The organism is Variovorax sp. YR266, from assembly GCF_900107295.1.
Classification (GTDB): Bacteria; Pseudomonadota; Gammaproteobacteria; order Burkholderiales; family Burkholderiaceae_C; genus Variovorax.
This window is the reverse complement of record NZ_FNPM01000005.1, coordinates 1-23709: the sequence shown is the minus strand read 5'-3', so window position 1 is coordinate 23709 and position 23709 is coordinate 1. Positions and strand designations below refer to the sequence as shown.

At 66.1% G+C, this 23709-nt stretch carries 26 protein-coding genes and 1 pseudogene; 10 read left to right on the top strand and 17 right to left on the bottom strand.

Features of this window, described 5'->3' with window-relative positions; translation table 11 throughout:
• Nucleotides 1-25 precede the first annotated feature (25 nt).
• Together greA and BLW48_RS14465 are read left to right on the top strand one after the other, a co-directional pair.
• Nucleotides 26-502: a transcription elongation factor GreA gene (greA, locus tag BLW48_RS14470; RefSeq protein ID WP_056581276.1), complete on the top strand. Its 477-nt coding sequence runs from the start codon at nt 26-28 to the stop codon at nt 500-502.
• 11 nt (nt 503-513) lie between these two features.
• A complete protein-coding gene (locus BLW48_RS14465) occupies nt 514-930 on the top strand; it encodes a DUF4149 domain-containing protein (protein ID WP_093175722.1) in 417 nt (138 codons plus the stop codon).
• Between the two features lie 31 nt (nt 931-961).
• Here BLW48_RS14465 and BLW48_RS14460 read toward each other — a convergent pair whose 3' ends face one another.
• Both BLW48_RS14460 and BLW48_RS14455 read right to left on the bottom strand, forming a co-directional pair.
• Nucleotides 962-1720 carry a glycosyltransferase gene (locus BLW48_RS14460; protein WP_093175719.1) on the bottom strand — a complete coding sequence of 253 codons (759 nt, stop codon included), beginning with the start codon at nt 1718-1720 and terminating at the stop codon, nt 962-964.
• Between the two features lie 2 nt (nt 1721-1722).
• Nucleotides 1723-2202 carry a YhbY family RNA-binding protein gene (locus tag BLW48_RS14455; RefSeq protein WP_093056559.1) on the bottom strand — a complete coding sequence of 160 codons (480 nt, stop codon included), beginning with the start codon at nt 2200-2202 and terminating at the stop codon, nt 1723-1725.
• 33 nt (nt 2203-2235) lie between these two features.
• Here BLW48_RS14455 and BLW48_RS14450 point away from each other — a divergent pair, with 33 nt between their 5' ends.
• From BLW48_RS14450 to BLW48_RS14430, 5 genes are all read left to right on the top strand, one after another.
• A complete protein-coding gene (locus tag BLW48_RS14450) occupies nt 2236-2904 on the top strand; it encodes an RlmE family RNA methyltransferase (protein WP_093056560.1) in 669 nt (222 codons plus the stop codon).
• A gap of 167 nt (nt 2905-3071) precedes the next feature.
• A complete protein-coding gene (gene ftsH, locus BLW48_RS14445; protein ID WP_093056561.1) occupies nt 3072-4988 on the top strand; it encodes an ATP-dependent zinc metalloprotease FtsH in 1917 nt (638 codons plus the stop codon).
• Nucleotides 4989-5103: 115 nt separating this feature from the next.
• Nucleotides 5104-5922 carry a dihydropteroate synthase gene (gene folP, locus BLW48_RS14440; RefSeq protein WP_093176345.1) on the top strand — a complete coding sequence of 273 codons (819 nt, stop codon included), beginning with the start codon at nt 5104-5106 and terminating at the stop codon, nt 5920-5922.
• Nucleotides 5919-7256, top strand: coding sequence for a phosphoglucosamine mutase (gene glmM / locus BLW48_RS14435; RefSeq protein WP_093175716.1), 1338 nt, complete (start codon nt 5919-5921; stop codon nt 7254-7256). Before folP ends, glmM begins: the two co-directional genes overlap by 4 nt.
• The gene (locus tag BLW48_RS14430) at nt 7253-7735 is read left to right on the top strand and encodes a GNAT family N-acetyltransferase (RefSeq protein WP_093175714.1); all 483 of its coding nucleotides are present in this window, start codon (nt 7253-7255) and stop codon (nt 7733-7735) included. The genes glmM and BLW48_RS14430 overlap by 4 nt, the downstream gene beginning before the upstream one ends.
• Before the next feature lie 81 nt (nt 7736-7816).
• Here the strand turns inward: BLW48_RS14430 and BLW48_RS14425 are convergent, their stop codons facing one another.
• The 9 genes from BLW48_RS14425 to lexA form a co-directional block, all read right to left on the bottom strand.
• Complete coding sequence (locus tag BLW48_RS14425; protein WP_093175711.1) at nt 7817-9088, bottom strand: acyl-CoA dehydrogenase family protein; 1272 nt, start codon at nt 9086-9088, stop codon at nt 7817-7819.
• Between the two features lie 28 nt (nt 9089-9116).
• A complete protein-coding gene (locus BLW48_RS14420; protein ID WP_093056565.1) occupies nt 9117-10223 on the bottom strand; it encodes a phosphotransferase in 1107 nt (368 codons plus the stop codon).
• 17 nt (nt 10224-10240) lie between these two features.
• Nucleotides 10241-10960 (bottom strand): Crp/Fnr family transcriptional regulator, encoded by a 720-nt coding sequence (locus BLW48_RS14415; protein WP_093056566.1) that lies wholly within the window; start codon nt 10958-10960, stop codon nt 10241-10243.
• Nucleotides 10961-11021: 61 nt separating this feature from the next.
• Nucleotides 11022-11801 carry an oxepin-CoA hydrolase, alternative type gene (locus BLW48_RS14410; RefSeq protein ID WP_093056567.1) on the bottom strand — a complete coding sequence of 260 codons (780 nt, stop codon included), beginning with the start codon at nt 11799-11801 and terminating at the stop codon, nt 11022-11024.
• A 9-nt stretch (nt 11802-11810) separates the two neighbouring features.
• Entirely contained in the window at nt 11811-13331 is a 1521-nt protein-coding gene (locus BLW48_RS14405; RefSeq protein WP_093175708.1) for a 3-hydroxyacyl-CoA dehydrogenase, read from the bottom strand.
• A gap of 139 nt (nt 13332-13470) precedes the next feature.
• Nucleotides 13471-14646, bottom strand: coding sequence for an MFS transporter (locus BLW48_RS14400; protein ID WP_093175705.1), 1176 nt, complete (start codon nt 14644-14646; stop codon nt 13471-13473).
• The gene (locus tag BLW48_RS14395) at nt 14643-15650 is read right to left on the bottom strand and encodes a D-2-hydroxyacid dehydrogenase family protein (RefSeq protein WP_093056570.1); all 1008 of its coding nucleotides are present in this window, start codon (nt 15648-15650) and stop codon (nt 14643-14645) included. The genes BLW48_RS14400 and BLW48_RS14395 overlap by 4 nt, the downstream gene beginning before the upstream one ends.
• Nucleotides 15651-15740: 90 nt before the next feature.
• A complete protein-coding gene (locus tag BLW48_RS14390; protein WP_093056571.1) occupies nt 15741-16106 on the bottom strand; it encodes a hypothetical protein in 366 nt (121 codons plus the stop codon).
• Nucleotides 16107-16244: 138 nt separating this feature from the next.
• Nucleotides 16245-16928 carry a transcriptional repressor LexA gene (gene lexA / locus BLW48_RS14385; RefSeq protein WP_013541704.1) on the bottom strand — a complete coding sequence of 228 codons (684 nt, stop codon included), beginning with the start codon at nt 16926-16928 and terminating at the stop codon, nt 16245-16247.
• A 73-nt stretch (nt 16929-17001) separates the two neighbouring features.
• Here lexA and BLW48_RS14380 point away from each other — a divergent pair, with 73 nt between their 5' ends.
• On the top strand, nt 17002-17967 hold the full coding sequence (locus BLW48_RS14380; protein ID WP_093175702.1) for an asparaginase: 966 nt from the start codon (nt 17002-17004) through the stop codon (nt 17965-17967).
• A 48-nt stretch (nt 17968-18015) separates the two neighbouring features.
• On the opposite strand, the gene adk is transcribed toward BLW48_RS14380, so the two are convergent.
• From adk to BLW48_RS14350, 6 genes are all read right to left on the bottom strand, one after another.
• Entirely contained in the window at nt 18016-18672 is a 657-nt protein-coding gene (gene adk / locus BLW48_RS14375; RefSeq protein ID WP_093056573.1) for an adenylate kinase, read from the bottom strand.
• Nucleotides 18673-18806: 134 nt separating this feature from the next.
• Entirely contained in the window at nt 18807-19580 is a 774-nt protein-coding gene (gene kdsB / locus BLW48_RS14370) for a 3-deoxy-manno-octulosonate cytidylyltransferase (RefSeq protein WP_093175699.1), read from the bottom strand.
• Nucleotides 19577-19759: a Trm112 family protein gene (locus BLW48_RS14365; protein WP_093056575.1), complete on the bottom strand. Its 183-nt coding sequence runs from the start codon at nt 19757-19759 to the stop codon at nt 19577-19579. Before BLW48_RS14365 ends, kdsB begins: the two co-directional genes overlap by 4 nt.
• On the bottom strand, nt 19740-20768 hold the full coding sequence (gene lpxK, locus BLW48_RS14360; protein WP_093175696.1) for a tetraacyldisaccharide 4'-kinase: 1029 nt from the start codon (nt 20766-20768) through the stop codon (nt 19740-19742). The genes BLW48_RS14365 and lpxK overlap by 20 nt, the downstream gene beginning before the upstream one ends.
• Nucleotides 20769-21194 carry an ExbD/TolR family protein gene (locus BLW48_RS14355; protein WP_056519147.1) on the bottom strand — a complete coding sequence of 142 codons (426 nt, stop codon included), beginning with the start codon at nt 21192-21194 and terminating at the stop codon, nt 20769-20771. It lies immediately after the preceding gene.
• Nucleotides 21195-21294: 100 nt separating this feature from the next.
• Nucleotides 21295-21927 carry a MotA/TolQ/ExbB proton channel family protein gene (locus BLW48_RS14350; protein WP_042674017.1) on the bottom strand — a complete coding sequence of 211 codons (633 nt, stop codon included), beginning with the start codon at nt 21925-21927 and terminating at the stop codon, nt 21295-21297.
• A 313-nt stretch (nt 21928-22240) separates the two neighbouring features.
• Here BLW48_RS14350 and xseA point away from each other — a divergent pair, with 313 nt between their 5' ends.
• Together xseA and BLW48_RS14340 are read left to right on the top strand one after the other, a co-directional pair.
• Entirely contained in the window at nt 22241-23554 is a 1314-nt protein-coding gene (gene xseA, locus BLW48_RS14345) for an exodeoxyribonuclease VII large subunit (protein ID WP_093175693.1), read from the top strand.
• 49 nt (nt 23555-23603) lie between these two features.
• Nucleotides 23604-23709 (top strand): annotated as a pseudogene (locus BLW48_RS14340) (superoxide dismutase [Fe]); the annotation flags it as partial.

Here is a 23709-nt window from a genome sequence, read left to right as displayed (position 1 = left end):
TTTCGCTTTATGGAGAACCAACAACATGGCAACCATCCCCATCACCAAGCGCGGCGCTGAAAAACTGCGCGCCGAACTGCATCAGCTCAAGACGGTGGACCGTCCCTGGGTCATCAATGCAATTTCCGAAGCACGCGCCCAGGGCGACCTGAGCGAAAACGCCGAATACGAAGTCGCCAAGGACCGCCAGGGCTTCATCGAAGGCCGCATCCAGGAAGTCGAAGGCAAGCTGTCGGCCGCACAGATCATCGACCCGAGCGAGCTCGATGCCGGCGGCAAGGTGGTGTTCGGCTCGACCGTCGAACTCGAGGAAGAGGAAAGCGGCGAAGCCGTGAAGTACCAGATCGTCGGCGAAGACGAAGCAGACCTGAAGCTCGGCCTCATCAACATTTCCAGCCCGATCGCGCGCGCGCTCATCGGCAAGGAAGAGGGCGATACCGCCGAAGTGCAGGCTCCTGGCGGCCTCAAGCGCTACGAGATCGTGGCCGTTCGCTACCTCTGATTCTTCGACCCATGAAAGACCGCGTTGCGCTGATGCTGGCCGCCTTCTGGTGGGGCAGCCTCACCACGATCGGTTTCCTGGTGGTGCCGATGTTGTTTGCCAGGCTCGGCAATCCGTCGGTGGCGGGCAACTTTGCCGGCCAGTTGTTCGAGGCGCAGAGTTGGATCGCGATCGGCTGTGGGCTGATCCTGCTGATCCACTTCAGGGCCAAGGCCGACGATCGCATGAGCGGGCCAGCGATGACCGCCATCTTTTTCATCCTGGGAGCACTGCTGCTGGCGCTGCTTCAGCAGTACGCCGTGGCGCCTCGCATCCTGGCGCGCGAGAACCTCAAGCTGTGGCACGCCGTGGGCAGCGGCATGTACCTCGTGCAGTGGGTGTGTGCCGGTGCGCTGCTGTGGCGCATGGGCGCCCGCAAGCCAGACTGAATGGCAGAGGCGGCAGCCGCCGCCTCCGTGCTTACTCTTTCCAGTACTTCGCGACCCAGCGCGCCGGCCGGATGAACCGGAAGGCCCGGTTGCGGCGGCCTGCAAGTGCGTCCGGCGGATTGCACTCGCCATGGAACACCATGATGCGTGCGCCCTCGGGCACGAAAGGCTCTTCCCAGTAGTTGGTCGGCCAGGTCGGGATGCCGTGGTACTTGAAGCTCGGGCACCAGCCGTCGGGCCAGTAAGCCAGCTTGCCCTGCTTGTGGAGCACGTCCGACAGGTAGGCCTGCTCGTTGCGGTATTCGGCCTGGACCTTGTCCATGTTGGCGCGGAAATACGCCAGCACGTCGGCGTGGGCGCCCAGCTCGAAGCGGTAGACCGACGAATTGCCCGTGATTCGCTCGCGCCGCCAGGGGCGGGCGTAGTCGTGAATGATCAGGAATTCACCGGGTTGCTCGAAGAAGGCGTCCAGGCTGCCCACCACGACCACGTCGAGGTCGAGGAAGAGGGCGGGACCGCGCAGGCCGTGCAGGTCCTGCTCGAAGGTCGTGAGCTTCTTCCAGGCGCCGTCGCGCTGGCCGGGGGCCAGGTGCAGGTTGAGCGGCGGAATCGGCAGGCAGGTCACCTCGGGGCGAACGCCGTTGCCATCGTCGGTCAGGCACACGAACCTGAAGTCGCCGCTGAGGTTGCGGCGGACCATCGCGTAGAGCCGGTTGACGTATTCGGGGCCGTATTTCGTGCCCCACTTCATGCAGAGAATATGGCGCTGGGCGCCTTGCGCTGCCACCAAGCTCAGTCCGCCTGGTTGCGCTTCTTGGCCGACAGGGGCCGTTTTGCCTTGGCGCGCTTGATGGTGCCGCCAGGGGTCAGGCGCTGGTTGCCGAGCACGCGCAGGGTCTTGATTTCAGGCCGTTGGCCGCCGCGCTTGCTGTACTTGACGATCTTCACGTCGCGCGGGCCGGGCATGCGGTCTTCATCGACCACGCGCTCCTTTTCGGGCTTCGGGCGCCACAGCACCAGCAGCTTGCCGATATGTTGAATGGGGGCGGCATCGAGCTCGTCGGACAGTTCGCGCAGCATGGCGTCGCGGGCGAGGCGGTCGTCGGAGAAGACGCGGATCTTGATCAGGCCATGGGCCTTGAGCGCCGCGTCGGCTTCTTTTTTCACGGCAGGGGTAAGCCCGTCTCCACCGACCATGACGATCGGATCCAGGTGGTGAGCTTCGGCGCGGTGCACCTTGCGCTCGGCAGGGGTAAGTTGAATGGCGGGCATCCCCGTATTATCGACGCGTACACGAAGACCCTCATGAGCACCAAAGCCAAAAGTAAAAAAGTCAATAAAGCGTGGCTTCACGACCATATCAACGACCCCTACGTGAAGCTCGCCACCAAGGAGGGTTATCGCGCGCGCGCCGCCTACAAGCTCAAGGAGATCGACGAGTCGCTCGGCCTCGTCAAGCCGGGCCAGCTGGTGGTGGACCTCGGCTCCACTCCCGGCGCCTGGAGCCAGTACCTGCGCCGGCGCATGTCGCCCGGCGGCGCTGCGGCCGGCGAGTTGAATGGCACCATCGTTTCGCTCGACATCCTGCCGATGGAGCCCATCGAGGGCGTGACCTTCCTGCAGGGGGATTTCCGCGAAGATGCGCTGCTGCAACAGTTGCTGGGTGTCCTGGCAGGCCGCAAGGCCGACCTGGTGGTGTCGGACATGGCACCCAACCTGTCGGGCATCCATTCGGCCGACGCCGCCCGGGTGGCGCACCTGATCGAGCTTGCAATCGATTTTGCCCAGCACCACCTGAAGCCCGAGGGGGCGCTGGTGGCAAAGCTGTTCCACGGGAGCGGCTACGACGAGCTGGTGAAGCTCTTCAAGGCGAATTTCCGCATCGTGAAGCCCTTCAAGCCCAAGGCGTCGCGGGATAAATCAGCCGAGACTTTCCTGGTCGGCATGGGCCTGAAGGCCCCGGATACGCCTTGATACCTTGCCGCCGAGAGTGCGTTTGTGGCGCAAACCCTTGTCAGGCTATGGCTGCATTAGGGAAATGCCCGCTTTTCGTAGCTTGAAAAGCCTAAAATGGGGCGCAATTGCGTACCCACAGCGCGTTTTTTCATTTAACTGTCACGCGCTTTAGCCTGGAGCTTCGTTTGAACAATCAGTGGTTTTCCAAAGTTGCCGTATGGCTCGTCATTGCCATGGTGTTGTTCACTGTGTTCAAGCAGTTCGACACCCGCGGTGGCGTCGGCTCGGGGACAGTCAGCTACTCCGAGTTTCTGGACCAGGTCCGCAACAACCAGGTCAAGAGCGCCGTCATTCCTGAGGGCGCTGCTGGCGGCGAGATCGTCGCAGTCACCAATGACGATCGCAAGATCCGCACGACCGCCACGGTGCTCGACCGTGGCCTCGTGGGCGACCTGATCGACCACAACGTCAAGTTCGACGTCAAGCCGCGCGAAGAGAGCTCGCTGCTCATGACGCTGCTGGTCAGCTGGGGCCCGATGCTGCTGCTGATCGGCGTCTGGATCTACTTCATGCGGCAGATGCAGGGCGGCGGCAAGGGCGGGGCGTTCAGCTTCGGCAAGAGCAAGGCCCGCATGATGGACGAGAACAACAACACGGTCACTTTCGCCGACGTCGCGGGCTGTGACGAGGCCAAGGAAGAAGTCCGTGAAGTGGTCGACTTCCTGAAAGACCCGCAGCGCTTCCAGAAGCTCGGCGGCCGCATTCCCCGCGGTTTGCTGCTGGTTGGCCCTCCTGGCACCGGCAAGACGCTGCTGGCCAAGTCGATCGCCGGCGAAGCCAAGGTACCTTTCTTCTCGATTTCGGGTTCCGACTTCGTTGAAATGTTCGTCGGCGTGGGCGCGGCCCGTGTTCGCGACATGTTCGAGAACGCCAAGAAGAACGCTCCTTGCATCATCTTCATCGACGAAATCGATGCTGTGGGCCGTCAGCGCGGCGCCGGTCTCGGCGGCGGCAACGACGAACGCGAACAAACGCTCAACCAGATGCTGGTCGAGATGGATGGCTTCGAAACCAACCTCGGCGTGATCGTGGTGGCCGCCACCAACCGCCCCGACATCCTGGACGCCGCACTGCTGCGCCCCGGTCGCTTCGACCGTCAGGTGTACGTCACGCTGCCCGACATCCGCGGCCGTGAACAGATCCTCGGCGTGCACATGCGCAAGGTTCCGCTTGGCCAGGACGTGAACCCGAGCGTGATCGCCCGTGGCACGCCCGGCATGTCCGGCGCCGACCTGGCCAATCTCTGCAACGAAGCCGCCCTGATGGCTGCTCGTCGCAATGCGCGCGTGGTCGAGATGCAGGACTTCGAGAAGGCCAAGGACAAGATCTTCATGGGCCCCGAGCGCAAGAGCATGGTCATGCCCGAGGAAGAGCGCCGCAACACGGCCTACCACGAGTCCGGCCACGCCCTCATCGGCAAGCTGCTGCCCAAGTGCGATCCGGTCCACAAGGTCACGATCATTCCGCGTGGCCGCGCCCTCGGCGTGACCATGAGCCTGCCAGCGCAGGACCGCTACAGCTACGACCGCGAATACATGCTGAACCAGATCAGCATGCTGTTCGGCGGCCGTATCGCCGAAGAAGTGTTCATGCACCAGATGACCACCGGTGCGAGCAATGACTTCGAGCGCGCGACCTCCATCGCCCGCGACATGGTCACGCGCTACGGCATGACCGACGCGCTGGGCCCGATGGTCTACGCCGAGAACGAAGGCGAAGTGTTCCTGGGCCGTTCGGTCACCAAGACCACGAACATGAGCGAGCAGACCATGGAAAAGGTCGACTCCGAAGTGCGCCGCATCATCGACGAGCAGTACGCCCTGGCGCGCCGCCTGATCGAAGAGAACAGCGACAAGATGCACGCCATGGCCAAGGCGTTGCTCGAATGGGAAACCATCGACAGCGAGCAGCTCGACGACATCATGGCCGGCCGCGCACCGCGCCCGCCCAAGGACTGGACGCCGCGCATCCCGCCTTCGGGCAGTGGTGGCAGCGGCGGCACGCCGGCAGTCAACCCTGACCCGGCGCCCACTGCGGCCTGAGGTGGACTTGGCATCAAGCAACAACGGGGCCTCTGGCCCCGTTTTCCATGGGGCGCCATCCGGCGGGGTGTGGCAGACCTCGCGCTTTCGCATCGACCTCGCGCAGCCGCGCGTGATGGGCATCGTCAACGTCACGCCCGATTCTTTTTCTGACGGCGGTGCTCACGCCTCTACCAAGGCCGCGCTGCAGCACTGTGAGCAGTTGCTGAAAGAGGGCGCCGACATCCTCGACATCGGCGGCGAATCGACCCGCCCCGGCAGCCCCGCGGTGCCGCTCGACGCCGAGCTGGCGCGTGTGCTGCCCGTGGTGCGCGAGGCGGTGAAGCTCAACGTGCCGATCTCCATCGACACCTACAAGCCGGAGGTGATGCGCGCGGTGCTCGACCTGGGCGCGGACATCGTCAACGACATCTGGGCGCTGCGGCAGCCGGGCGCGCGTGAAGCCGTTGCGGCACACCCTTCGTGCGGCGTCTGCCTGATGCATATGCACCGCGACCCGCAGACCATGCAGGCTGTGCCCATGGCGGGCGACGTGATCCCCGAGGTACTGTCTTTCCTCACGGCGCAGGTGCAACTTCTGCGCGCGCTGGGGGTCGACCATTCGCGCATCACGCTCGACCCCGGCGTGGGCTTCGGCAAGACGGTGGCGCAGAATTTCGCCTTGCTGGCACGCCAGCGCGAGATGCTTGCTGCTGGCTATCCGCTGTTGCTGGGCTGGTCGCGCAAGTCGTCGATCGGCGCGGTCACCGGTATCGAGGCGGCGGGTGAGCGCATCGTGCCCAGCGTCGCGGCTGCCGTGCTGGCAGTGGACCGGGGAGCGGCCGTGGTGCGCGTGCATGACGTGCGCGACACGGTTGCCGCGCTCGCGGTATGGCGCGCCATGAAGGCGCAAGAGTCACAACAACAAACACAAGAGCAGACATCAACACCATGACTCGCAAATATTTCGGCACAGACGGCATCCGTGGCACTGTCGGCCAGGCGCCCATCACGCCAGACTTCGTACTGCGCCTAGCGCACGCCGTTGGCCGCGTGCTCAAGAAGACCCAGTCACGCCCTACGGTGCTGATCGGCAAGGACACGCGCATTTCGGGCTACATGCTCGAGTCGGCGCTCGAGTCGGGCTTCAACTCGGCCGGTGTCGACGTGGTCCTGCTCGGCCCGCTGCCAACACCTGGCGTTGCGTACCTCACGCGCGCCCAGCGCGCGAGCCTCGGCGTGGTGATCAGTGCGAGCCACAACGCCTACCCCGACAACGGCATCAAGTTCTTCAGCGCGCAGGGCACCAAGCTCGACGACGCCTGGGAACTGGCCGTCGAAGCCGTACTGGAAGAAGCGCCGGTGTGGGTGGACTCCGCCAATCTCGGCAAGGCCCGCCGCCTCAACGACGCGCCGGGCCGCTACATCGAGTTCTGCAAGAGCACCTTCGCCAACGACCTGACCCTGCGCGACATGAAGCTGGTGGTCGATGCGGCGCACGGCGCGGCCTACCAGGTGGCGCCCAACGTGTTCCACGAGTTGGGCGCGGAAGTGACCAGCATCGGCGTCTCGCCCGACGGGCTCAACATCAACAAGGGCTTCGGCGCCACGCATCCCGAGGCCCTGGTGGCCGCGGTGACGACGCAGCGGGCGGACTACGGCATTGCGCTCGATGGCGACGCCGACCGCCTGCAGTTGGTCGATGCCAGCGGGCGGCTCTTCAACGGCGACGAGTTGCTCTACCTCATGGTGACAGAGCGCATCGCGCGCGGCGAGAAGCCGGTGGGCGTGGTTGGCACGCTCATGACCAACAAGGCCGTCGAAGTCGCGCTGCGCGGGCATGGCATCGAGTTCGTGCGCGCCAAGGTCGGCGACCGCTATGTGCTCGAAGAACTCGACAAGCGCGGCTGGCTGCTGGGCGGCGAGGGCTCCGGCCACCTGCTGGCACTCGACCGCCACACCACGGGTGACGGCATCGTGAGCGCACTGCAGGTGCTGCAGGCTTGCGTACGCAGCGGCAAGACCGTGGCGCAGTTGCTCGAAGGCGTCACGCTGTTCCCGCAGACGCTGATCAACGTGCGCCTCGCGCCCGACCAGGACTGGAAAGCCAACAAGGCGCTCGCCGGCGAAACGCAGCGCATCGAGGCCGAGCTGGGCGACAGCGGCCGCGTGCTGATCCGTGCGAGCGGCACCGAGCCGCTGGTGCGCGTGATGGTCGAGGCGCGCGATGCGAAGCAGTCCGAGTCGTGCGCCAAGCGCCTCGCCGCCACGCTGGAGCCGGCGAAATGAGCATCGAAACCTTCGTGATGGACTACCGCGACGCCGCGCAGGCTGCCGCTCTGGTGGATCTTCTCGACGCCTATGCCAGCGACCCGGCCGGCGGCGGCACGCCGCTCGATGCCGATGTGCGCAAGAGCCTGCCCGCGGCACTGGCGGCACGTCCCCAGGCCTTCAGCGTGCTGGCCTACGACGGCGGGCAGCCCGTGGGCCTGGTCAACTGCATCGAGGGCTTCTCGACCTTCGCCTGCAAACCGCTGGTGAACGTGCACGACGTGGTCGTGCTGCCCAGCCACCGCGGGCAGCGCGTGGCGCAGAAGATGTTCGCGCAGGTGGAGCAGGAGGCGCGCAGGCGCGGTGCCTGCAAGCTCACGCTCGAAGTGCTGTCGGGCAACGCGCCCGCGCTGCGCGCCTACGAGCGCGAAGGGTTCATGGGCTACCAGCTCGATCCGGCGTTCGGGAGCGCCGTCTTCCTGCAGAAGAAGCTCTGAAAAGAAAAAGGGCCGAGGCGAATCGATCGCCGTCGGCCCTCACCCCAGCCCTCTCCCCAAGGGGAGAGGGAGCAAGTCAAATCAGAAGCGCGTCACCGGCATTTCGGCGTCGGCCTTGTTCGGCGCGTACTTGCCCAGCTCCCACTTGGCGATCGCGTTGCGGTGCACTTCGTCCGGACCGTCCGCGAAGCGCAGCGTGCGCGCGCCGGCATAGGCAGCCGCCAGCGGGAAGTCGTCGCACATGCCGCCGCCGCCGTGCACCTGCATGGCCCAGTCGATCACCTGGCAGGCCATCGACGGTGCGACGACCTTGATCATCGCGATCTCGTTCTTGGCGACCTTGTTGCCGGCCACGTCCATCAGCCATGCGGCCTTGAGCGTGAGCAGGCGGGCCATGTCGATCTTGCAACGGGCTTCGGCGATGCGTTCCTGCGTCACGGTCTGCGAGGCCACGGTCTTGCCGAAGGCCACGCGCGACGAGGCGCGCTTGCACATCAGTTCGAGCGCGCGCTCGGCCAGGCCGATCAGGCGCATGCAGTGGTGGATGCGTCCCGGGCCAAGGCGGCCTTGGGCAATTTCGAAGCCGCGGCCTTCGCCGAGCAGCATGTTGCCGGCCGGCACGCGCACGTTCTCGAAGTACATCTCGACGTGGCCGTGCGGCGCGTCGTCGTAGCCCATCACGTTCAGCGGGCGCACGATGCGGATGCCCTTGGCATCGGCCGGCACCACGATCATGCTTTGCTGCGAGTGGCGGGGCGCGTCGGGGTCGCTCTTGCCCATGGTGATGAAGACCGCGCAGCGCGGATCGGCCGCGCCGGAAATCCACCACTTGTGGCCATTGATGACGTACTCGTCGCCCTGGCGTTCGATGCGCGTGGAGATGTTGGTGGCGTCGCTCGATGCCACTTCGGGCTCGGTCATCGCGAAGGCCGAGCGGATCTGGCCTTCGAGCAGCGGCTTGAGCCAGCGTGCCTTGATCTCGTCCGAGCCGTAGCGCGCGATGGTCTCCATGTTGCCGGTGTCGGGCGCCGAGCAGTTGAAGGCTTCGCTCGCCCACGGCACCGCGCCCATGATCTCGGCCAGCGGGGCGTATTCCTGGTTGGTCAGGCCCGCGCCTTCATAGCCCGAGGCGGCGGCGCTGTCGACCGGCAGGAACAGGTTCCACAGGCCCTGGGCCTTGGCCTTGTCCTTCAGCTTCTCGACCGTCTTGAGGGCCGACCAGCGCTTGCCGGCCACCGTGTTGGCGGCCAGTTCGGCGTGGTACTCGGCTTCGGCCGGATAGATGTGGTCGTCCATGAACGCCTTGACGCGTTTCTGCAGGTCTTTGGTCTTGGCCGAGTATTCGAAATCCATCTTCGTCTCCTGGTGGGTGTGGGGCGGCTTATGCCTTTTGGGCAAACTGCCAGGCCATTTCGGCCATGGGGCGTGCGCCGCGGGCCGAGGCCACGGCTTGTTCGCTCGACGCGGTGCCGGCCTCGACCCGCTTGGCAATGCCTTGCAGGATCGCGGCCATGCGGAACAGGTTGTAGGCCTGGTAGAAGTTCCAGTCGGGCGCCAGCGCCTCGGGCGTGCTGATGCGGGTGCGTTCGCAATAGCGGCGGATGTATTCGCTCTCGGTGGGAATGCCCAGCGAGACAAGGTCTACACCACCGATGCCGCGCCCAGTGCTGGGCGGCATGTGCCAGGACATGCAGTGGTAGCTGAAGTCGGCCAGCGGATGACCCAGCGTGGAGAGTTCCCAGTCGAGCACCGCGATGATGCGCGGCTCGGTGGCGTGGAACATCACGTTGTCGAGGCGGTAGTCGCCGTGGACGATCGACACCTTGCTTTCGTCGCGTGCGCTCGCCGGCATGTGGGCGGGCAGCCAGTCGATCAGCCGCTCCATGGCCTCGATGGGCTGCGAGAGCTCGCCGGCACCATCGGCCGAGGCCTTGTACTGCTTGCTCCAGCGGCCGATCTGGCGCTCGAAGTAGTTGCCGGGCTTGCCGTAGTCGGCCAGGCCGCGGGCGGCGAAGTCGACCGTGTGCAGCGCCGCGATCACGCGGTTCATCTCGTCGTAGTAAGCCGCGCGCTCGGCGTTGCTGAAGCCGGGCAGCGACTGGTCCCACAGCACGCGGCCCTGCATGAACTCCATGACGTAGAAGGCGCGGCCGATGATGGCCTCGTCTTCGCACAGGCAGTACATGCGGGGCACGGGCACGTCTGTGCCGGCCAGGCCGCTCATGACCTTGAATTCGCGCTCCACCGCATGGGCCGAGGGCAGCAGCTTGGCGACCGGGCCCGGCTTGGCGCGCATCACATAGCTCTGCGAGGGCGTGACGAGCTTGTAGGTCGGGTTCGACTGGCCGCCCTTGAACATCTCGACCGTCAGCGGGCCTTTGAAACCGTCGAGGTTCTTCTCGAGCCAGGCCGCGAGCGCATCGACATCGAAAGCGTGCTGTTGCGAGACGGCACGGGTGCCGATGAAGTTGGAGAAGTCCTGGCTCATGTCTGCTTTTTGGTTTGTCAGTGCTCTGCTTCGGAGACGCGCATCAAGGCTGCTCGGTCCAGAACCACAAGGCCGCCCGGCTCGATCCGGATGGTGCCCTCGCGTTCCATGGTCTTCAGTTCCTGGTTGACCCGCTGGCGCGACGCGCCCAGCAGCTGTGCCAGTTCTTCCTGCGCCAGTTGCAGGCCGATGCGCATCTGGCTGCCGTCTTCCAGGTTCGGCACGCCGTAGCTGCGCACGAGGTGAATGAGCTGCTTGGCCAGCCGTGCCCGCAGGGGCAGGGTGTTGAGGTCTTCCACCAGCCCGAACAGCGTGCGGATGCGGCGCGCCTGCAGCCGCATCAGCGCTTCGTACAGCTCCACGTGCGACGCCAGAATCTTCTGGAAGTCGGCCCGCGCCACGCACAGGATGGTGCTGTCGCCATGCGAGTAGGTGTCGTGCGTGCGCCGGTCCCCGTCGAACATCGCCACGTCGCCGAACCAGATGCCCGGCTCCACGTAGGTCAGCGTTACCTGCTTGCCCGAGACGGCCGTCGAACTCACGCGCACCGCGCCCTTGGCGCAGGCAATCCAGTGGTCGGGCGGGTCGCCGCGGGCAGCGATCAGGTCGCCGTCCTTGTAGCGTTTGACAAAGGCGCATCGGAGGATGTCGTGCCGTAGCGATGGAGAAAGAGAAGAAAACCAGCGACCACTGTTGATCGCTTCACGTTCTTCGATGGTAAGAATGGGGTCGTCCATTGGTCTGTCCTCTCGGCGACTGAAAAGCTGGGGGGTGTCACGGGAGCGACGCCGTTTGGCGTTACTCGTACTGCGGCGGCTTCTTCTCGAGGAACGCGGCGATGCCGATGCCCGCGTTCGCATGGTGCAGGTTGCGCACGAAGTGGTCGCGCTCCTGCGACAGCTGCGAAGCCAGCGTGGCGCCCCGTGCCTCGCTGAGCAGTTCCTTGATGCTGGCCAGCGAATTCGGCGCGCGCGCGTTGAGCTTGGCGGCCAGCGCCAGCGCACCCGCGAGCGCCTGGCCGTTTTCGGTGAGTTCGTTGACGAGGCCCAGCGCATGCAGGCGCGGCGCGCCGATGCGCTCGCCATTCATCAGCCATTCGCTTGCCAACTGGCGAGGCAACTGCTGCCCCAGGTGCCAGCTCAGGCCGCCGTCGGGCGACAGCGCCACGTTGCTGTATGAGGCCGCGAACACCGCGTCGCGCGCCGCAACCACGAAGTCGCAGGCCAGCGCGAGCGAGAAGCCGGCGCCCGCGGCAGCGCCTTCGACGGCCGCGATGATCGGCTTGGGAAAGGTGCGGATCGAATCGATCCAGTTGTGCAGGCCCTCGATGCTCTCGGCCTGCACCGAGCGGTCGAGCTGCCGGTTGGCCAGAAGCCGCTGCAGCGAGCCGCCGGCGCAGAACCATGAGCCTTCGCCCACGATGACGACGCTGCGGATCTCGGCGCTGTTCTCGGCGCCGTTGAGCGCCTCGATACCGGCGGCGTAGATCTCGGGGCCCAGTGCGTTGCGCTGGGTGGGGTTGGCGATCGTCAGCACCATGGTGCTGCCTTCGCTCGTGCTTTTGAGTTCGGCGGTCATGGCTTGTTTTTATTCTTCTTCGTGCAGCAGGCTCAGGCCCAGCGCGCCGCGGCGGCGCAGCCACGGGCTCGGGCGATAACGCGGGTCGCCGTAGACCGTCTGCAGGTTGAACAGCACTTCGAGCATGTTGGTCGGGCCGTAGAGGTTGCCCATGGCGAGCGGCCCGCGCGGATAGCCGAGACCCAGCTGCACCGCGGTTTCGAGGTCGGCCGGCGTGCACACGCGCTGCTGGCACATGTCGGTGGCGATGTTCACGATGGTGCCGATCACGCGCTGCGTGACGAAGCCGCCGCTGTCGCGGATCACGCTCACGGCTTTGCCGTCGCGCGCGAAGAGGGCGTGCGCGGCGTCGCGGATGTCGCGGCGGGTGGCGGGGTTGGTTGCGAGCACGCGGCGCTTGGTGGCGGCGTCGTCGATCAGCATGTCGATGCCGATGGTGCGCGTGGCGTCCAGGCGTTCGACCGCGGCGACCGTGGTCACATCGAAGCCCAGCGGTGCGACCAGGATCAGCGAATGCGGCGCGGCCGTGGCACCGCTGTCGATCTGCGCGCCCAGCGTGTTCACCAGGCGCAGCAACTCGGCGCGGCGTGCTGCGCGCGGCGACACCCAGACCGAAGGCGTGCCCTCGACCACCGGCGGCGGCGGCTCGGGTGTCTGTTGCATCACGCCGTCGTTGTAGCGGTAGAAGCCCTCGTTGGTCTTGCGGCCCAGGGCGCCGGCGGCCAGGCGCTGCGCGGTGATCACGCTCGGGCGGAAGCGCGGCTCTTCAAAGTACTGGTGGTAGATCGATTCCATCACCGGGTGCGACACGTCGAGCGCCGTCAGGTCCAGCAACTCGAACGGGCCGAGGCGAAAGCCGGCCTGGTCCTTGAGGATGCGGTCGACGGTCACGAAGTCGGTCACGCCTTCGCCGACGATGCGCAGCGCCTCGGTGCCGTAGCCGCGGCCCGCGTGGTTGACGATGAAGCCGGGTGTGTCCTGCGCCTGCACGGCGCTGTGGCCCATCTGCACCGCATAGTCGGCCAGTTGCTTGCAGACCTCGGGCGCGGTCTTGAAGCCCGCGACCACCTCGACCACCTTCATCAGCGGCACGGGGTTGAAGAAGTGGAAGCCCGCGATGCGCTCGGGCCGCTTGAGGCCGGCCGCGATGGCCGTCACCGAGAGCGAAGAAGTATTGGTGACCAGCGTCGCGGTCTCGGCCACCACGCCTTCGAGTTCGCGGAACAGCTTGCGCTTGATTTCCAGGTCTTCGACCACGGCTTCGATCACAAGGTCGCAGCCTGCCAGCGCCTGGATGGAATCGACGGCCTTGACGCGCGCGATCTGGGCATCGCGCGTGGCGGCGTCGATCTTGTTTTTCTCGTGCAGCTTGTTCCATTGGGCGACGAGGGCTTCGCGGCCGCGTTCTGCGGCACCCGCGAAGCTGTCGAGCAGCAGCACTTCGCTGCCCGCCTGGGCGGCGATCTGCGCGATGCCGCGACCCATGGCGCCGGCGCCGATGACGCCGATTCGGGAGTAGTTCACTGTCATTTGCTGGAGATTTTCACTGGTTGGGTGGTTCCGGGCCTGCCGTGCAGGCGCCAATGCAGGTGTCGACGCAGGTGCCGAGCAGATGCTGCTGTCGAAGGCTTCGATTTTGCAGTCCCGCGCGGACGGGGCGTGACGGGTTTTACGCGGAGGCGTTTTCAGGCCGCGCGGCGCGGCTGCGGTCGATAGCCACGCTCAGCGAAATGGCGATCAGCACCAAGCCCAGGCCGGCCCAGCTCATCCAGGCGCCCGCATCGTTGGCGAGCAGCCAGCCGCCAAGCGCGGCGCCCACGGCCTGGCCGGTGTAGATGCCGGAGCTGTTGAGCGCTACCGAGCCCGGCGCGAGCGCGGGCGCCAGGCCCACCAGACGGGCCTGCTGGGCCGAATTGGTGGCGAAGCAACCCAGGCCCCAGGGAACGAGCACAACGGCCAGCCAGGCGAGCGTGGAGGCCAGTGGCCACACCAGAAGGCTCGAGGCGATCAGCACGGTCGTGATCAGCACCATGCGGCCGGCGCCCACGCGGTCGATGTACCGGCTGACCACCATGTTGCCGATCAGCCCGCAAACGCCGAACAGCGCCCACATCACGCTCAGCGTGGTGGCGTCGGCGCCGAAGCTCTGCTTGAGGATCGGCCCAAAATAGCTGAACAGCACGAACTGGCCGGCGCCCTGCAGCGCCGTGACCGACACGATGCCCATCAGCACTGGGCTGCGCAGCACACGCAACCATGCTTCGGCGGTCAGTGCGGCAGGGCGGATGCCGCTCGGCAAGGTGAGCCAGATCGATGTCGCGCTCGCGACACTGAGCGCCGCGATTGCCATGAATGCCATGCGCCAGCCCAGATGCCCACCGATCAGCGCGCCGATGGGCAGGCCCAGCACCGATGCCATCGACCAGCCGAGGAAGACGAAGGTGACGGCGCGCCCGCGATGCTCGGGCGGCACCAGCATGCCGGCGCAGGCCGCAGCCTGGGGCGTGAAGATGGCCGGCGCGATCACCGTGAGCATGCGCATCGGCAGCAATGCACCGAAGCTCGGCATCAGCGCGCAGAGAACGTGGCCGGCGGCGTACCAGAGCAGGGTGATGGCCAGCAGCTGCCGACGGTCCCAGCCCGCGACCGCAGCGGCCAGCAACGGAGCGCCGATGCACATCACCGCCGCGGCAGCCGTGATCAGTTGCCCTGCGGTGGCGACCGTGACCGAGAGCGATGTGCTGATTTCATTGAGCGTGCCGGGCACCACCATCACGCCCGTGCCGATCACGAAATTGCCAACGAGCAGCGCCCAGAGCGCACCCTGTGGCGCCGGCCGGCTCACCGGCGGACCTGCAGCGCGCCGGGATTCACGATGTTCGTGGGGTTGCCGTTGATGTAGCTCACGACGTTGTCGAAGGCCTGCCCGAAATAGCTCTCGTAGCTTTCCTGCTCGACGTAGCCGATGTGCGGCGTGCAGATGCAGTTCTCGAGGCGCAGCAGCGCGTGGCCTTGCAACGGCGGTTCGCTCTCGAACACGTCGATGGCGGCCAGCCCGGGGCGGCCGCGGTTGAGTGCGGCGAGCAGGGCGTCGGCTTCGACCAGCTCGGCGCGCGAGGTGTTGACGAAAAGCGCCGTCGGTTTCATGCGCGAGAGGTCTTCCAGCGTGATGAGGCCGTTGGTTTCTTCGTTGAGCCGCAGATGCACCGACAGCACGTCTGCAGCGGCGAAGAACTCGTGGCGGTTCTGCGCGACCTGGAAGCCGTCGGAACGGGCCTTGGCGCAGCTGGCTTCACGGCCCCAGATCACGACCTGCATTCCGAAGGCCTGCCCATAGCGCGCGACCAGCTGGCCGATGCGGCCATAGCCCCAGATGCACAGCGTCTTCCCCTTGAGTACCGAGCCGAGCCCGAAGTTGGGCGGCATCGAGGCCGACTTGAGACCTGACTGTTGCCAAGCACCGTGCTTGAGGTTGCTGATGTACTGGGGCAGCCGGCGCATGGCAGCCATGATGAGCGCCCAGGTGAGCTCCGCAGGCGCCTGCGGAGAGCCCGAGCCTTCCGCCACCGCCACGCCGCGCTCGGTGCAAGCCGCGACGTCGATATGCCCGGCGACGCGCCCGGTCTGCGAGATGAGCTTGAGCTTGGGTAGCTTCTCGATCAGCTGGCGCGAGATATGGGTGCGCTCGCGGATCAGCACGATCACGTCGGCATCCTTGAGGCGGACCGATAGTTGCCCGATGCCTTTCACCGTGTTGGTGTAGACCTTGGCCGCGTACGCGTCCAGCTTGGCGGCGCAGCGCAATTTGCGCACGGCGTCCTGGTAATCGTCGAGGATCACAATGTTCATGGCGTGCCATTGTGCCTCGCAGCATTGGAATGTCGTGCCCGTGAACGTTTGGATACCCGCCCCCACAGCCGCTCGCAGGGGTGTTCGGGCTCAATGCAGGCGTGTCGAGCGCGGGGCCGTGGCCATGGTTTCGGCGGTTTCGAGTGCTGCCAGCCGGTCGAGTTCGGCGCAGACGTCGGCCATGCGGCCAGAGATCACGACGCGGTTGCTGTGCTGCTGGCCCTTGCCGTCGACCACGCGGACCACGCGCAATGGGCGCGCCGGTGCTGTGGGCGTTGCAGTGCCGCTGGAGCGGGCAGTGCAGGCGGGGCGTACTGCCACATAGCGCAATCCGGCCGAGGTTTCAGCTGCGTCGAGGTGATCCCTGCGGTGAGGGCGGCGTGCCGGCATCAGACGGCTGGCCAGCGATTGCAGCGGCATCCAGAAATCAGCGATGGCGAGGAGGGCGATTCCCATGTGAACTCCAAAAAAGTATGAGGTTGAACACAGGCAGGATTTCTTGAATCGGCCGCGACAGGGTGATGGCGACTCTTCGCCATACGCCCGCCACCTGTTGCTGCCGGATGGGGTGCTGCGGAAAGCAGGCCGTGAGGCCTACATCAGCATGGTGTTGCGGATGAGCCCCACTGCGAGGCCTTCGATTTCGAACGGCTCGCCGGGCTGGACGATGATGGTCGGGTAGTCGGGGTTCTCGGCGTGCAGCTCGATGACCTGCTTGTTGCGCTTCAGGCGCTTGACGGTCACTTCGTCACCCAAGCGTGCGACCACGATCTGGCCGTTGCGCGCTTCCTTGGTGGCTTGCACCGCGAGAAGGTCGCCATCCATGATGCCGGCGTCGCGCATCGACATGCCGCGCACCTTGAGCAGGTAGTCGGGCTGGCGCTGGAACAACGTGTTCTCGACGTAGTAGGTCTGGTCGACGTGCTCTTGCGCGAGGATGGGGGAGCCGGCTGCGACGCGACCGATGAGCGGCAACGCCAGTTGGGCCATGCCGGGCAGCGAGAGCGAGAACTGGCCGCCCTCGCGGTGGCGCGTTTCATTGAGAGAGCGCAGGGCGTCGCCCTTGAGGCGGATGCCGCGGGAAGTGCCGCTGACCAGCTCGATGACGCCCTTGCGGGCTAGTGCCTGCAGGTGCTCTTCGGCGGCGTTGGCCGACTTGAACCCGAGCTCATTGGCGATTTCGGCGCGCGTGGGTGGCGCACCAGTGCGTGCGATGGCGCTCTGGATGAGATCCAGGATCTGCTGCTGGCGGGCTGTAAGCTTCACGGCGAACTGCATATGTGGTTCCTTGCGGCACTGGCTAGATATCCAGTACCTGTATTTTTAACCAGTTTTTAAAAGTTGACAAGCCATGGTCAATTCCTCTTCGCCTGAAGTGCGCCGTCGTGTGGTGGTTTTGGGCACCGGCGGCACCATTGCCGGCCGGGCAGCCAGCAGCGGCGACAACATCGGCTACACCGCCGGGCAGGTCGGCGTGGCCGATCTGCTGGGCGGGATCGAGGCGCCCGAGGGCGTCGCTCTGGAGGCAGAGCAGGTGGCGCAGGTCGACAGCAAGGACATGTCGTTCGACATCTGGCAGCAGTTGGCCCGACGCTGTGCGCACTGGTTGGCGCAGGCCGACGTGGCGGGCGTGGTGATCACGCACGGCACCGACACACTCGAAGAGACGGCGTTCTTCCTGCACTCGGCGCTGGCTCCGTCCAAGCCCGTGGTGCTCACCTGCGCGATGCGTCCGGCCACCGCACTGGCGCCCGACGGACCGCAGAACGTGCGCGACGCCATCAGCGTTGCCGCGACGGAAGGTGCACGGGGCGTGACCGTGGTGTGCGCCGGCGCAATCCACAGCGGCATCGATATCCAGAAAGTGCACACCTACCGACTCGATGCTTTTGCTTCAGGTGATGCGGGGCCGGTCGGCTACGTCGAGGAAGGAGAGGTACGCCGTGTCCGGGAGTGGCCTGAGGGATCGGCGTCGCAGGCGTCGAAGCTCTTCGAGGCGACCAGCGTGCAGTGGCCCCGCGTCGAGATCGTCATGAGCCATGCCGGCGCCAGCGGCGCGGTGATCGAAGCGCTACTGCAGCCCAATGCCGCCGATCCCGTGCGCGGGCTGGTCCTCGCCGCCACCGGCAACGGCACCCTGCACCATGCGTTGGAAGCGTCAGCGCTCAAAGCGCAGGACGCGGGCGTCGTGGTGGTTCGAGCTACTCGCTGCGCGAATGGACGCATCCTGCCGAAGGCCGGGGATCAGCTCCGCGATGCGGGTGCGCTGACGCCCGTGAAGGCGCGCATCGCGCTGATGCTGGAACTGCTGGGGTGAAAACAAAACCGCCCCATTGAAGGGGCGGTTTCGAAAATCAGATCAGGATCAGCTGCTCAGTGCAGCCAGCGCACGCTGCGTGATCTCGTCAACCGTGCCCACGCCCTTGATGGCACGGTACTTCGGCGCGGCGGCCGGGTCGGTCTTGGCCCAGGCGGAGTAGTAGTCGACCAGCGGGCGTGTCTGCTGGCTGTACACGTCGAGCCGCTTGCGCACGGTTTCTTCCTTGTCGTCTTCGCGCTGGATCAGGTCTTCACCGGTCACGTCGTCCTTGCCTTCCACCTTGGGCGGATTGAACTTGACGTGGTAGGTGCGGCCCGATGCCGGGTGCGAGCGGCGGCCGCTCATGCGTTCGATGATGTCGCCGAAGGGCACGTCGATTTCGAGCACGTAGTCGAGCTTGACGCCGGCTGCCTTCATGGCGTCGGCCTGGGGGATGGTGCGCGGGAAACCGTCGAACAGGAAGCCGGCTGCGCAATCGGGCTGCGCAATGCGTTCCTTGACGAGATTGATGATCAGGTCGTCACTGACGAGAGCGCCTGCGTCCATGACGGCCTTGGCCTGTAGCCCGAGCGGCGTGCCGGCCTTGACGGCGGCGCGCAGCATGTCGCCGGTCGAAATCTGGGGAATGCTGTATTTCTGGCAAATGAAGGCCGCTTGCGTGCCTTTGCCCGCCCCGGGCGCGCCCAGCAAAATTAGTCTCATGGTGTCCTCGGACGGTTCTTAGATTTTGTGTCGCGCCGAGCGTCGGCCCGAGGGCTGGGCAAGGCGGAGTTGCGTCGAGGATAGCACGCGTGCCCTCGAAGAATTCCGGCCGCTCGCGCAGGCATGGGAGCGCCTCAGGCGGGGGGCGCGGCGGCGAAGACGGCGCGTACGCGCGCCAGGTCTTCGGGCGTGTCGATGCCCGGTCCGGGCGCGACATGGCTCACGTGTACCGCGATGCGATGGCCGTGCCACAGCGCGCGCAGCTGTTCGAGTGCCTCGGTCGCCTCGACGGGAGCCGGTGGCAGTGACGGAAACTGCCGCACGAAGCCCGCGCGATAACCGTAGATGCCGATGTGGCGCAGCGGGGCAGGGGTGGGCAGTACCGCAGGCGCCGCGCCGTTGGCGGAGCCGTCGCGCCACCACGGGATTGGTGCGCGGCTGAAGTACATGGCGTTGCCCTGTGCATCGAGCACGGTCTTCACCACGTTGGGGTTCATGAAGTCGCCGACAGAGTCGATCTCGTGGGCGGCCGTGCTCATCGCGGCTTCCGCATGGGTGGCCAGCGTGGATGCGACGGCGTCGATCAGCGCGGGGTCGATCAGCGGCTCGTCGCCTTGAACGTTGACGACGATATCGTCGCCGTCAAGGCCCAGCAGTTCGCAGGCCTCGGCCAGCCGGTCGGTGCCGCTGGGATGGTCTTGACGAGTGAGGATGGCCTCGACACCGTGCGCCTGGCATGCCGCAATGATGGAAGGATCGTCGCCGGCGACCACCACGCGCGCCGCGCCGGATTCGCTGGCGCGCTGCGCCACGCGCACCACCATGGGCACGCCGGCGATGTCGGCCAGCGGTTTGTTGGGAAGCCGGGTCGACGCCAGGCGCGCCGGCACCAGAACGGTGAAGCTCACAGTCCGAGCTCTTCGTCGGAGAGCGTGCGTGCTTCGTTTTCGAGCAGCACCGGAATGCCGTCGCGCACCGGATAGGCAAGGCGCGCGCTGCGCGAGCAGAGCTCCTGCTTCTCGGGGTTCCAGGTCAGTGGCCCCTTGGTGACGGGGCAGACGAGCAGTTCAAGCAGCTTGATATCCATCGAGCGATGATAGCTTTGCGTCGAGCGCGGCGAAGAAATCCGCGGAGGGCGCGAACTCCAACGGCACGGCCAGCGCATCGGGCGCCTTGCGCCACAGTTTGATGGCGTCTTTTTCGGTGCAGATGAGGGTATGCACAGTGCCAGCAGGGCGCTGCCAATCCTCGAAATCGAAGTGATCGGGCAATGCAATGGTGTCGGCGAGCGTCAGGCCGCGCGCGCGCAGCATGTCGAAGAAGGCCTCGGGCCGTGCGATCGCCGCCAGTGCGGTCACGGGCTGGCCCGCAAGGGCAGCCAATGGCACACGCTTCCCGTCACTGCCCAACGCATCGTGCGCGAGAGCCCGGGTGGCCGTATAGCCCCCGGCAAAGGCCGGCTGTGCCCCGCTGTGCAGCACCAGATCGCATCGGCGTGGCCAGGCTTCGCGCAACGGACCCGCGGGCAGCCGCCAGCCGTTGCCGATGCCCCGGTCGTCGAACACGCAGATCTCGATGTCGCGCGCGAGCGCCAGGTGCTGCAGCCCGTCGTCGCTGACAATGACCTGCGTGGCCGGATGCCGTTCGAGCAGCGCCCGCGCAGCATCGATGCGCTGGCGTGCCACGAACACCGGCGCCCTTGTGGCATGGTGAATCAACGCAGGCTCGTCGCCGACATCCTGCGGATCGCTGTCGCCGAGCACTTCGCGGCAGTCACCGGTGCGGCGGCCGTAGCCGCGCGACACCACGCCGACCCGAAATCCTCGCTCTTGCAGATGTCGCACAACGGCCATCACGACTGGCGTCTTGCCGGCCCCGCCCGCAATCACATTGCCGACCACGATCACCGGGACGCGCACACGCTCAGTCCGCAGCCACCCCACGCGATAGAGCCAGCCACGCACGGCGAAAAGCGCAGCGTAGATGAGCGACAGCGGCCACAGCAGGCAAGCCAGAGGGCCGCGACGCAACCAGGCGTTCTGTAGCCGCGAGGCCGACGGCGAACCCGTGTTGCCGCTGCTGCCGTCGGAAGGCACTCAGTGCCCGGCTTGCGCCGTCGACTGTGCGGCGAAGGTGATCTGCATCAGGCCGGCGCGGCGCGCGGCCTCCATCACCGTCACCACGGCCTGGTGCGGGCTGGTCGCGTCGGCGCTGATGATCACCACGCTGTCCTTGCCGCCCGTGGCCGCGGCGGCGAGGGCGGCCGTCACGGTCTCAACGCTGCGGTCGGCCACCGGGGTCTTGTTGATCGAGTAGCGGCCGTCGGCCGATACCGCCACGATCACTTCCTTCGGGTAGTCGCGCTGCGCGTCGACGTCCGCCGTGGGCAGCCGCAGCTGCATCTCGGTGAATTTGCTGTAGGTGGTCGACAGCATCAGGAAGATCAGGATCACCAGCAGCACGTCGATGAACGGGATCAGGTTGATCTCCGGCTCGTCGCGAGCGCCGTGGCGGAACTGCATGCGGGCGCGGGTCATGACAAGCCTCCGCCGGGCCGCTCCAAGGAGGCGGCGGCCCCCTCGGGGGGCAGCGCAGCACACGCAGTGGCAAGCGTGGGGGTCATCATTTGCGCAGGGCGTTCAGGTGGCGGGCGAAACGCTCGCCCGAGAGTTCGAGATTCAGCAGGTACTCGTCGACCCGGCTGCGGAAGTAGCGCCAGAAGATCAGTGTCGGAATGGCGACGATCAGGCCGAAGGCGGTGTTGTAGAGCGCGATCGAGATGCCGTGCGCCAGTTGCGCCGGATTGCCCGAGCCCACTGCGCCGCTGCCCGGCGACTGCGAGCCGAAGATCTCGATCATGCCGATCACCGTGCCCAGCAGCCCCAGCAGCGGGGCTGCCGAGGCGATGGTGGCCAGGGCAGGCAGGTAGCGCTCGAGCTTGTGCGCCACGGTGCGGCCGGAGGCTTCCATGGCGGCGCGCAGGTCGTCTTCAGTGCAGCGCGGATTGGCATTCAGAGCGCGCAGGCCCGCGGCCAGCACCTGGCCGAGCATCGAGTTGCGTTCAAGTTTGGTCACGATGTCCGGGCCGGGAATGGCGCCGTGCGACACGGTGATGGTTTCGTCGAGCAGCTTCGGCGGCAGTACCCTCACGGTCTTGAGACTCGTGAAACGTTCTATAACCAGCGCGAGCGCAATGACTGAACAAGCGAGCAAGGGCCAGATTGGCCAACCCGCGGCAACTATGATGGAAAACAAGAAAATCCTCCGGCCCGTAGACTGCAAATGCGCGGCGATTATCCACTGAGCCCACCATCAGCACGCGCCTTGTTTTTGTGTCGGCAAGGACGCACAGATTCTGTGGATAACTTTGTGATTAACCTGCTGCGCAACTCATCCGGACCCGCATGGGGCGGCCTTTCCGCTAGATCGACTGAATTTTGAGCAGCACTTTTTTCAATGAAATCAATGGCTTGCACGAGAAACCGTGCGCCTGCCCCGCACCGGGGTCTGAAGACAGGGGGCGTGCGGCCCGTTGTGGAAGAGTGGCATTTGGCCGAGCGTGCATTTTGTGAACTTGCGTGAATCGAATTCCGCGCCCGGGCCACGCGTCTGGGCAGTCGGCGCGTTGTGCCACGCGGTGGCCGACGCGCTCGATGCGCGCTTCAATCCGGTGACCGTGCGCGGCGAGATCTCGGGTTTTTCGCGCGCGTCAAGTGGACATTGTTACTTCGCGCTCAAGGACGAGTCGGGCCAGCTGCGCTGCGCGATGTTCCGCCGGGCAGCCGGTTTGCTCGACTTTTCGCCCCGCGATGGTGATCAGGTCGAGGTGCGCGGGCGTCTTGCGGTGTACGAGCCACGCGGCGATCTTCAACTGGTTGTAGAGAGTCTGCGGCGAGCCGGGCAGGGCGCCTTGTTCGAGCAGTTCATGCAACGCAAGGCACGCCTGGAAGCCGAAGGACTCTTCGATCCGGCGCGCAAGCGAGCGCTACCGGCCATGCCGCGCGCGGTCGGTGTCGTCACGTCGCTAGGCGCGGCCGCCTTGCACGACGTGGTGACGGCGCTGCGAAGGCGCGTTCCACACATTCCGGTCGTGCTTGCACCAGCGGCAGTGCAAGGAGCCAATGCGCCGGCCGAACTGGTGCGGGCACTGCAATCGCTCTATGACCTCGCCCCTGCGGTCGACGTGATCTTGCTGGTGCGTGGCGGTGGCTCCATCGAAGACCTCTGGGCCTTCAACGACGAGACCCTGGCGCGCACCATCGTGCAGAGCCCGGTCCCGTTGGTCAGTGGCGTGGGGCACGAAACCGACTTCACCATCGCCGATTTCTGCGCCGATCTGCGCGCGCCCACGCCAACCGCCGCGGCGGAATTGGTGAGTGCGCCGCGCGACATGTGGCTCGGTGCGCTCGATCTGCTCGACGAGCGTCTCGGCGATGCGCTGGGCGGGCGCCTCGACGCCCTCGGGCAGCGCGTCGACCAGGCGGCGGGGCGTCTCGGCCGACCCTCGAACCTGGTGACGCGCCAGCAACTGCGCCTGGCGCACCATGTGCAGCGCCTTCGATATGCGGTGCTGTCGAGACGGGAGCGCCTGTCGCAGGCGCCCCGGTCAATCGCCGCCGACTTTCCCTTGAAGCTGGGGCGTGCGCTGGTGCAGCGTCGCGAGCGCCTGGAACGCGTGGCCTTGCGCATGCGGCTGCTCGATCCGGCATTGGTCTTGCAGCGCGGCTATGCGTGGCTGACCGATACAGACGGTCATGCGATCGTCAGCGCAACGCAACTGGCGGCGGGCGACGCCATCAAGGCGCGGCTCGCCGATGGCGAAGTCGACCTGACCGTCACTCCGGGCGACGCGACGGGAACGCGTCCGACGCTGCCTCAATAATTACTTCCTAGAATCCCTGATTCCCACAACCAACCCACGAGAAAAAACCATGGAACATGTGCTCCCACCCCTGCCGTACGCCCTCGACGCACTGGCACCCGAGTATTCGAAGGAAACCCTCGAATACCACTACGGCAAGCACCACAACGCCTACG

What these genes read in the sequence shown, in the direction of transcription:
- BLW48_RS14425 (WP_093175711.1), bottom strand. Translation starts at nt 9,088, where the DNA reads ATGGATTTCGAATACTCGGCCAAGACCAAAGACCTGCAGAAACGCGTC.
- BLW48_RS14380 (WP_093175702.1), top strand. Translation starts at nt 17,002, where the DNA reads ATGGTCAATTCCTCTTCGCCTGAAGTGCGCCGTCGTGTGGTGGTTTTG.
- lexA (WP_013541704.1), bottom strand. Translation starts at nt 16,928, where the DNA reads ATGCAGTTCGCCGTGAAGCTTACAGCCCGCCAGCAGCAGATCCTGGAT.
- BLW48_RS14430 (WP_093175714.1), top strand. Translation starts at nt 7,253, where the DNA reads ATGAGCATCGAAACCTTCGTGATGGACTACCGCGACGCCGCGCAGGCT.
- glmM (WP_093175716.1), top strand. Translation starts at nt 5,919, where the DNA reads ATGACTCGCAAATATTTCGGCACAGACGGCATCCGTGGCACTGTCGGC.
- BLW48_RS14410 (WP_093056567.1), bottom strand. Translation starts at nt 11,801, where the DNA reads ATGACCGCCGAACTCAAAAGCACGAGCGAAGGCAGCACCATGGTGCTG.
- adk (WP_093056573.1), bottom strand. Translation starts at nt 18,672, where the DNA reads ATGAGACTAATTTTGCTGGGCGCGCCCGGGGCGGGCAAAGGCACGCAA.
- BLW48_RS14390 (WP_093056571.1), bottom strand. Translation starts at nt 16,106, where the DNA reads ATGGGAATCGCCCTCCTCGCCATCGCTGATTTCTGGATGCCGCTGCAA.
- folP (WP_093176345.1), top strand. Translation starts at nt 5,104, where the DNA reads ATGGGCATCGTCAACGTCACGCCCGATTCTTTTTCTGACGGCGGTGCT.
- greA (WP_056581276.1), top strand. Translation starts at nt 26, where the DNA reads ATGGCAACCATCCCCATCACCAAGCGCGGCGCTGAAAAACTGCGCGCC.
- BLW48_RS14395 (WP_093056570.1), bottom strand. Translation starts at nt 15,650, where the DNA reads ATGAACATTGTGATCCTCGACGATTACCAGGACGCCGTGCGCAAATTG.
- BLW48_RS14420 (WP_093056565.1), bottom strand. Translation starts at nt 10,223, where the DNA reads ATGAGCCAGGACTTCTCCAACTTCATCGGCACCCGTGCCGTCTCGCAA.
- BLW48_RS14355 (WP_056519147.1), bottom strand. Translation starts at nt 21,194, where the DNA reads ATGCAGTTCCGCCACGGCGCTCGCGACGAGCCGGAGATCAACCTGATC.
- BLW48_RS14465 (WP_093175722.1), top strand. Translation starts at nt 514, where the DNA reads ATGAAAGACCGCGTTGCGCTGATGCTGGCCGCCTTCTGGTGGGGCAGC.
- BLW48_RS14455 (WP_093056559.1), bottom strand. Translation starts at nt 2,202, where the DNA reads ATGCCCGCCATTCAACTTACCCCTGCCGAGCGCAAGGTGCACCGCGCC.
- BLW48_RS14365 (WP_093056575.1), bottom strand. Translation starts at nt 19,759, where the DNA reads ATGGATATCAAGCTGCTTGAACTGCTCGTCTGCCCCGTCACCAAGGGG.
- BLW48_RS14405 (WP_093175708.1), bottom strand. Translation starts at nt 13,331, where the DNA reads ATGACAGTGAACTACTCCCGAATCGGCGTCATCGGCGCCGGCGCCATG.
- BLW48_RS14450 (WP_093056560.1), top strand. Translation starts at nt 2,236, where the DNA reads ATGAGCACCAAAGCCAAAAGTAAAAAAGTCAATAAAGCGTGGCTTCAC.
- BLW48_RS14415 (WP_093056566.1), bottom strand. Translation starts at nt 10,960, where the DNA reads ATGGACGACCCCATTCTTACCATCGAAGAACGTGAAGCGATCAACAGT.